This is a genomic window from Psychroflexus salinarum (assembly GCF_042677225.1).
Taxonomy (GTDB): domain Bacteria; phylum Bacteroidota; class Bacteroidia; order Flavobacteriales; family Flavobacteriaceae; genus Psychroflexus; species Psychroflexus salinarum.
The window spans coordinates 1-8,214 of sequence record NZ_JBHTIV010000004.1 but is presented as its reverse complement, the minus strand read 5'-3'; the positions used below and the strand labels follow the sequence as shown (position 1 = coordinate 8,214).

General features: G+C 32.8%; 9 protein-coding genes. 7 read left to right on the top strand and 2 right to left on the bottom strand.

Annotated elements, in window-relative coordinates; translation table 11 throughout:
• Positions 1-168 precede the first annotated feature (168 nt).
• The 6 genes from ACFQ0R_RS02250 to ACFQ0R_RS02225 all read left to right on the top strand — a co-directional run bounded on the left by ACFQ0R_RS02250 (position 169) and on the right by ACFQ0R_RS02225 (position 5,678).
• Positions 169-879, top strand: a complete 711-nt coding sequence (locus ACFQ0R_RS02250) for a restriction endonuclease (protein ID WP_379656747.1) — start codon at positions 169-171, stop codon at positions 877-879.
• 25 nt (positions 880-904) lie between these two features.
• Positions 905-2,086, top strand: a complete 1,182-nt coding sequence (locus ACFQ0R_RS02245; RefSeq protein ID WP_379656746.1) for a hypothetical protein — start codon at positions 905-907, stop codon at positions 2,084-2,086.
• A 234-nt stretch (positions 2,087-2,320) separates the two neighbouring features.
• Entirely contained in the window at positions 2,321-2,701 is a 381-nt protein-coding gene (locus ACFQ0R_RS02240; RefSeq protein WP_379656745.1) for a helix-turn-helix domain-containing protein, read from the top strand.
• Positions 2,698-3,531: an IS3 family transposase gene (locus ACFQ0R_RS02235; protein ID WP_379656744.1), complete on the top strand. Its 834-nt coding sequence runs from the start codon at positions 2,698-2,700 to the stop codon at positions 3,529-3,531. Before ACFQ0R_RS02240 ends, ACFQ0R_RS02235 begins: the two co-directional genes overlap by 4 nt.
• 99 nt (positions 3,532-3,630) lie before the next feature.
• A complete protein-coding gene (locus ACFQ0R_RS02230; protein WP_379656743.1) occupies positions 3,631-4,569 on the top strand; it encodes a hypothetical protein in 939 nt (312 codons plus the stop codon).
• A 125-nt stretch (positions 4,570-4,694) separates the two neighbouring features.
• Positions 4,695-5,678 carry a hypothetical protein gene (locus ACFQ0R_RS02225; RefSeq protein ID WP_379656742.1) on the top strand — a complete coding sequence of 328 codons (984 nt, stop codon included), beginning with the start codon at positions 4,695-4,697 and terminating at the stop codon, positions 5,676-5,678.
• Between the two features lie 284 nt (positions 5,679-5,962).
• On the opposite strand, the gene ACFQ0R_RS02220 is transcribed toward ACFQ0R_RS02225, so the two are convergent.
• Complete coding sequence (locus ACFQ0R_RS02220) at positions 5,963-6,667, bottom strand: IS110 family transposase (RefSeq protein ID WP_379656741.1); 705 nt, start codon at positions 6,665-6,667, stop codon at positions 5,963-5,965.
• A gap of 18 nt (positions 6,668-6,685) precedes the next feature.
• On the bottom strand, positions 6,686-7,018 hold the full coding sequence (locus ACFQ0R_RS02215; protein WP_379656740.1) for a hypothetical protein: 333 nt from the start codon (positions 7,016-7,018) through the stop codon (positions 6,686-6,688).
• 183 nt (positions 7,019-7,201) lie between these two features.
• On the opposite strand from ACFQ0R_RS02215, the gene ACFQ0R_RS02210 reads away from it, so the two are divergent.
• Positions 7,202-7,927: a hypothetical protein gene (locus tag ACFQ0R_RS02210; protein WP_379656739.1), complete on the top strand. Its 726-nt coding sequence runs from the start codon at positions 7,202-7,204 to the stop codon at positions 7,925-7,927.
• The last annotated feature ends 287 nt before the right edge of the window (positions 7,928-8,214 follow it).

Genomic DNA, 8,214 nt, shown 5'->3' with positions numbered 1-8,214 from the left:
GTGCTTTTTCATGAATGCTAACAAAAATGGCGAGATTTGTGCAGAAACGAGAGTTTTGTGTATTTTTAGAAAATTAAAAGTTTAACCGAAAAACTTGCGCATTTTAAGTCGCCACTTATGTTATGCGCGGACCGTTGTGTGTAATGTATAAAAAACTAACTAACATAAATGATATTCGATACTGAACCTCAAAATTGGACTGAATTACAGAATTATGTTGGACAAATGTTTGAGGAATGTGGATTTGAAACAGAAATTTCAAAAGTCGTTGAATTAGTCCGTGGAAAAAAAGAAATTGATGTATACACGCAAGATACTAGGAGTGAATATAAACCAATAATACTTGTCGAATGTAAATTTTGGAATAAAGCAATAAGCCAAGAAACTATTCATTCTTTTAGAACTGTTGTTTCTGATTTCGGAGCCAATATTGGATTTATTGTATCAAAAAACGGATTTCAAAAGGGTAGTTATGAAGCCGCTCAAAAGACAAATATTAAGCTAGTAACTCTTAAAGAATTAGAAACAGAATATTATTCCAAGTGGAAACAAGGAATGATAGAGAAATATATGCCATTTGCTGATAGATTATTTCCATATTGGGATTATCCAGGTAAAATGCCAGTTGATGGAGGAACAATAAATTTTGAAGTTCAACAGCTAATTCATTCTGCTTATGCACCAATTTGCAGAATTGGCCCACAAGACCAAATGAAAAAAGGATTTAGAAGGAACTACCCCATAAGCATACCAATTCTTGATGATGATTTTAATAAAATTGACGAATTAGAAATCCTTTCAGACAGACAATATTTCAATTTCGTAGAAGAGAACAAAGACAGAGCATATGAACAATTTAAAAAACTCTATCGTGAATAAAACTAATAATGGATAGTGTATTAATATGACATTCGATTTTACAGAATACAGGGAAACAAAAGGTTTAGTTCCATTAAAGATTGAGAACAAGGAAAAATACTATACGGATTTAATAAACCTTGAGGAGAGTTGGACTGGTCGAATGGATGCACAAATAAGCAATACGTTTATTTTAGAAGCAGTTCAATTAATTATTAATTCAATTACATTATTTGAACAAGGTTACTTTGATTCTTCATTTTATTCATTAAGACAGTCTCTTGAAGTATCTACCACAATGACTTACTTGATTGACAACGATGAACAAAACCGCAAAGATGAACTTGCAAAATGGAAAGCTCAAAGTAGGTTTCCAATGTATAGTCAAATGATAAAAATGCTGGAGAGTAATGAATCTGTTTTCTCTGATATAAAAGAAAAAATGGCTGACTACTTTGGTCAATTAAATTTAACCAAGCAAAAGCTAAATAAGTATATTCACAAACAAGGGTTTAATACTTTTTATGTATCAAAAAATCATCCAGTAAATCAAGGAAAGGACAGAGCCAAATTCATTCAAGAATATGAATCGTATTTGAAAAAATGTATTGGAGCAATTGCTGTTTTCAGATTAACGATTGACCCTTTTCCTATTTTGCTCAATGATGAGGAAATTTACACTCGAACGGGAGATTTAATGACAAGAGGCTATGATGATAATTTCATAAAGGACTATATAGGCGTAGAAAACGTAGAAAAATATAAAGAGACTGAAGTGTATCAGAATCATTATGATTCAATAATACAAGAGGAATCAAAGAATATTTATGTTACTAACGTTGTTAAAGACCAATACATTGACAAGGAGAATATCGACAAGATATTGGAACAAAAACATTTATTAGGAAAACACGATTTAGTTGCGGTAATCCTTTGTGATTTTTCAGTCAAAGTTGCGAAAGTAAATTGTATTGGTGGTATGCATATGTATTTTTCATCAACAAAGTCCAAAAGAGAAAGTTGGTCATTTAGCAGTTTAGATTTTAATAATTTTAAAGAGAATTCTGAAAATTACAATTTGAAATATGATGAAGCTTATATTTCAACCGTTGGATTTTATGACGAAGTTTATTTTATTGAACATAATAGTGAATTCAATTCTGAGGAAATAAATGAATTAGAAGAACTAAAAACACTACACACAACAACGTGTATAAAACATAGCTAATAGAGGCTTTCCGAGAGGTTTGTGATTATTTGCTAAGACCGCCAAATTTTTAAATTTGGCTTTTAAGATTTATAAGTTAAAAACAAAATATAAAAATTCGGCTCTGTGTTTATCCGAAAAGTTCGTGTCTTTTTACACGCTACGTTTCATACACCAAACGTTGGCACACATGTAAAAAAATGTCTTTTCCTGAAATTGGTTGACTAAAAATCAATCATTTAATTCAGGATCAAGATGAAAGACAAAGAACAAGACTGCCCAAAAAAAGAGTATCAAAAGTTAAGTTTTGAACTCAAACTCATGATCATTGACAAAATTCAAAACGGTCAGATCTCCATCAACCACGCTGCTAAATCTTATAAGGTCTCCAGGTCTTCAATAGATTATTGGCTTAAAAAATATAGTACCTTAGAACAAAAGAAACGTGGTATGAGTAAGCAAGATGAGATCAAAAAGCTAAAAGACAAAATCGAAGAACTCGAGTTTATCAAAGAGTTTCAAAGGGATTATATCGCTAATTTAGAGAACCTCTCAGGACTTGATTTAGCAAAAAAGCATTTGCCCGATGCATTGGCCAAAGCGATAGAAAAACGCAAAAGAGACCTTTCAAAATGAAGTGGGTTTATCAATGCTTCGGGATATCCAAACAAGCTTTCTATAAACGCTTAAGCGTCTTTAAAAGGCGTAACCTGGAAGAACAAATCATTCTGGATCTCATTCAAGAGGTAAGAAAGGAATTGCCTAAAACAGGAGGTTTAAAGCTTTATAAAACAATCAAACCTGCACTTATTCAGAATAACATCAAAATAGGCAGAGATCGCTTTTATGAGCTTCTCAGAAGACATCGCCTACTCATCCCTAAAAGCAAAAGAGCTTACATTACTACTGACTCTAAACATCACTTTTATAAATATCCTAATCTAATAAAGGACTTCATTCCTACTGCTGCAGAACAGCTCTGGGTAAGTGACATCACTTACATTAAAACCGATGAAGGAAATGCGTACCTGGCTTTAGTGACAGATGCTTATTCTAAGAAAATTATGGGGTATAAATTAGATGATCACATGAAGACAAGTCTCTGCATCGATGCTTTAAGGATGGCTATCAGCCTAAGAAAATATCCAAATCAACAGCTCATTCATCACTCGGATAGAGGACTGCAATACTGTAATCCTAGCTATACCAACTTTGCAGAAAGTAAAGGCATATTTATCAGCATGACTCAGCAATATGACCCGTATGAAAACGCTGTAGCTGAACGAATCAATGGTATTTTAAAACAAGAGTTTGGTCTCGGGAAAACCATAGTAAATCTCAAATTAGCTCAGAAAATGATAAAAAAGGCTGTTAGCATATACAACTCAAAACGAATGCATTACAGCCTTAATTTTAAAACACCAGACTATGCTCACAAATCGCAAAACCATAATTATAAACCATAATTATAAACAATACAGAAAAATACCGATATTAGTCACCCAATAAGAAAATAGAAAAACCAAAAAAATGGTCAACCTATTTCAGTATGAGACAAAAAAATTATGAGATTAATAATCACAATTGGAATTTTACTTCTTCTAGGTTGCAATAAGCAACAGAAGAAAGTTGGAAATGAAAGTGACAATAATACTAACTTAGAAATGTATGATAAGTTGGTATGGAGTGGAATGTTACACTTTAAGGATCAAAAGTATGAATTGGCTTTATCCAACTTTCAAGATGCTTTCAGCATCATTCCAGACGAATCGGTCAACCCTTACTTTTACGCAACAGCGTCAGCCTTACATTTGGGTCAAGATGAAACAGCTAAACAACTACTAATTGACGCTATTGAAAAGACTAATGCTTCAGAAAGTTATTTTCTTAGATTTGAGGAGTTTGATAATTTCAGAGACAAAGAGTTGTTTAAAAGAATTCAGGACGATTACGATAAGCACAAAAAAGTCTTCTTTGACAACCTCGATAATCCAGAAGTTTATTATGAAATTGAGAATATGATAACAAAAGACCAAGAGGTGCGGACGGGAGATTATTCGACTGAAGAAATGCAAAAAGTTGATTCATTAAATATTGCGCGATTGATCGAAATCAATAAGGAATATGGCTGGCAAGAAAAGCAATGGTTACTTCTTTGGCATCATCGAGGAATACACCGTAATGACAACTACATTTGGAACTACTTTAGACCATTTATAAACGAAAAAATAGAAAAAGGCGAATTAAGGAAAGACTTTTGGGCAAAGTTCGATGATGAGAAATCTATGTTTAGCGAAAAAGGCACACAGATTTATGGAACTTATTGGAACAATTATGACCAATTCCCGATTGATGATATTGGAAAAGTTGATAGCTTGAGAAATAATGTTGAACTGCCACCATTAGCCTATTTGAAAAAAGTTTATGGAATAGTTCCACCAAAAGAATACGATAAAGAACTGCCTGTAACATTGTATATAAAAAATAGCGGTTTAAGTGATTGACCGGGAGTTGATTTTATAAAATAAAGTCGTTCATAAGCCGAAAAGTCAATGTGCAAATCCCGCTACTTTTTATATACAAGAACCGTTACCTGCCATTTTAAAAAAAAATCTCGACTATTAAATAAATGTCCTTACTAGAAGAATATAAAGGTTATCATCCATCATTTGAATCTAAGTTAAATTTATTCTCTGATGAAAATCGAGAAAAATTGATTAGGAAATTAACAAATGAGTCAAATAAGGATAATTTTCTATCAACCGTTTCAGAAATTTCATTTGGAGAAATGTTTGCCGAACTTGGAATTGAACTAAAATATGACAAAAAGTTCGAAAACAATCAAAGGCCAGATTGGTTTTTATCGTTAAATGAATCCAAGGCAATTTGTGATGTTTACAAACTTAGAAGAAGTAACAAGGATCAAATCAAAAGTAACTTTCAAAGTAGAATAATTGAAAAAATTGGGCAAATAAAAGCGAATTACTTTATAAAAATCACATTCTTAATTGAAGACTTCGATACTGACAACTATATTATTGATGATATCATTTTAAAACTTGATGAGTGGCTAACTAAAAAAGAATTAAGCCCTGGTGACCAAATTATAATATTTGACATATTCGAATTTTCTATTTTAGCAAATAACACAAAATATGATACAGTTAAATGGGTTGGAAACGCTAGCAATATTGACTACAAACACAATAAATTAAAACAATTATCTCATCAAAAACCTAATGAAATAACTAAGAAACTAACAAAGTATAATGAGCTAATTGAAAATCATAAGTTGTCATATTTCTTATGTATCGACATCGATTTTGTAAGTGGTTTTGAGCCTAGTGATTTTTATGAACACTACAAAGGCAAAGGAGTTGAATTTGTTGATTTTGGTAAATTTGACGATACAATGGACCAATTTAAACACTTGGGTAAGAATTGGACTGAATTGGGTTTATTCTATGACAATCCTCAATTAAGTGGTATTATTACTTATTACAATAGTGAATTTCAGATTCTACTAAATCCTCTAACGAAAAAATTATTGGATAAAGGAACGAACACACCTTTATTGAATAAATTAAGTGGGTTAAAAAAAAACGGCAGGTAACAGCGCATTCTATGAAAAGCAATCGTCCTGATCTTAGTTCAAATTTATAATATTTTTCTTTTAGCCCTATTTCATTTATTACTAATNTGTGGTCAATAGATATCTACCGCCACCAGCATCTCTATGAGTGTAAGTTAAAAAAGTCCATTCACTTGCTAACAAATGTGGTCTAACTTTAATTTAAAGGCTTAGCCACCTACGCTGTTTTGTGATATAGACTTTAAGTTCATTGTGAGCTTTGTTATTGGTTTATATGTTTATCTCTATTCTTTAATTTTCATCTTTTATTGTATGACTCCTATTTCATAAGGTATTCCTGTCTTTATAACAGCTAAGGTTCTACTCAGTAGCTTTCTGGCTACCTTGATGACTATCTTCTTGGTATCCTTGCCTAAATGCTTGCGATAATAATTCTGCATCACAGGGTCTGTTCTTATGGCTTGCCAGGAGGCTTCCACAAAATAAGATCGTATCAGTCTGTGCGCTCTCGGATTCATGCCCATAGTTTTATAACTGGATCCGCTTTGATGAATCCTTGGTGCAATTCCCACATAACCAGCCAAGTGTTTTAAACTACTGAATCGCCGAAGGTCTCCTAGTTCTGATAATATGCCACAGGCTACTATACCGCCTATCCCAGGGATGCTTCTTAAAAGATAATAATCCTTTTTGTAATGTTTTCTGCAATATGCTCGTAGCTGATTGGAAACTCCTCTTAATTCTTTATCAATAAATCGAAAGCTTCGCATCTTGCTCTCCAGGCTTCCTTTACCCGTTGAATAATCAAACTCCAATTTATCTATCCACTCTCTAAACTTATGGCTCCAGTGGTCATTATCATGCTCCTCAGGGATATGAACACCATAATACAAGAGCTGCATCTTGATAAGACTCTTAATACGCCTGTAGTCTTTCACCAAATCATTCCGCCTTCTAAAGAGACTGCGAAGTTCCTCTCGCTCTTTATCAGGGATAGGGATACTCTTCAAGCGACCATCTTTAAGCTCTCAGCTGATAAGTTGAGCATCTATCTTATCGGTCTTGGTAAAGCGTTCCTTGCCCTTACGGTGAATATCTGCTGGGTTAACTACCAATGAAGTCCAGCCATAACTTTCAAAACTCCTGTGAGCCTTGTATCCACAACACCCGGCTTCATAAGCTGTAGTGACTTCATGGCCTGGAAAGTGTTTAATGACATACTCATAAAGCTGGTCTGGAGAAGGTTCCATGCTAAAGGATTTGCCTGAAAACAAATCGGTGGAACAATGCACTTTCCAGTTTCGCTTGTGTATATCAATTCCAATATATAACTTTAACTCGGCACTAAGTTCAGTTTTCATTCTTTATATGTTTTGGTGAACTTTAAAGATACTTGACTTAGTGCTTTTTCATGGATGCTAACAAAAATGGCGGGATTTGGTGCTGAAACGAAAGGTTTGTGTATTTTTAGAAATTTAAATTTTAACCGAAAAGTTTGCGCATTTTAAGTCGCCACTTATGTTATGCGCGAGACGTTGTACACTATGCGAAAAAAAATTATTTACATATTAATATTTCTATTTAGTTCATTAAGTTTTGGTCAAAAAATTAAAACTATTACTGAATTTAATAAAGAAAATGATAGTTTAATCAAGACCCGTAAAACCGAATTTAGTAAATCAGGCAACCTAATTAAAGAAGTGAGGTTTGGCGGATATGATGCTATTTCAGAAACGTTCAGAAATAATGTTCGTATTATCAACTACGATAACGGACATAGAGTTTCTGAATATAATTGTGAAGATTTTGTTGCCAAAGATACTTGTGTAATCCGCTCATTTTCGACTTATAAATTTAATCCAAAAACAAAAATTGAGAAACAAACCAAATACGAATCTGACACACTAATTCGCTTTATTCGAGAAGTAAAAAGAAAAAATAGAATGCGAATTTCTAAAACTAATTCTTGGGAATTTGTTCCTGTTAAAGAACCTGATTATGAAAAAGCCTTGGTTTTGATAGACACTTCTTACTTTGATAAAAAGAACCGATTGATAAAACGATTGAATTACAATAGTCGTATAAAAGAGCCTTACATTGAAAAATATGCTTACTCAAAAAGCAAATACACTTATCAAAGAATTGGAACTGCAAGAGATACGACTATTACTTTTGACTATACCAAATTACAGAAGAAAGTTGACAAAAGAAATTTAGATTACAAATTCAACTCTGAAGATAATTACGAATATGAAATTGAATATTACTGAGAAAAGCACAGTGTACAACAGCGTATCCTATGAAAAGCAATCGTCCTGATCTTAGTTCAAATTTATGATATTTTTCCTTTAAGTCCTATCTCATTTATTACTAATTTTTAAATCACGTTTTATAAGGTTTGAAGCTTGCTCTCCAGGCTTCCTTTGCCTGTTGAATAATCAAACTCCAACTCATCTATCCAGTGTCTAAATTTATGGCTCTAATGGTCATTGTCATGCTCCTCAGGCATATGAACACCATAATACAAGAGCTGCATCTTGATAAGACTCTTAATACG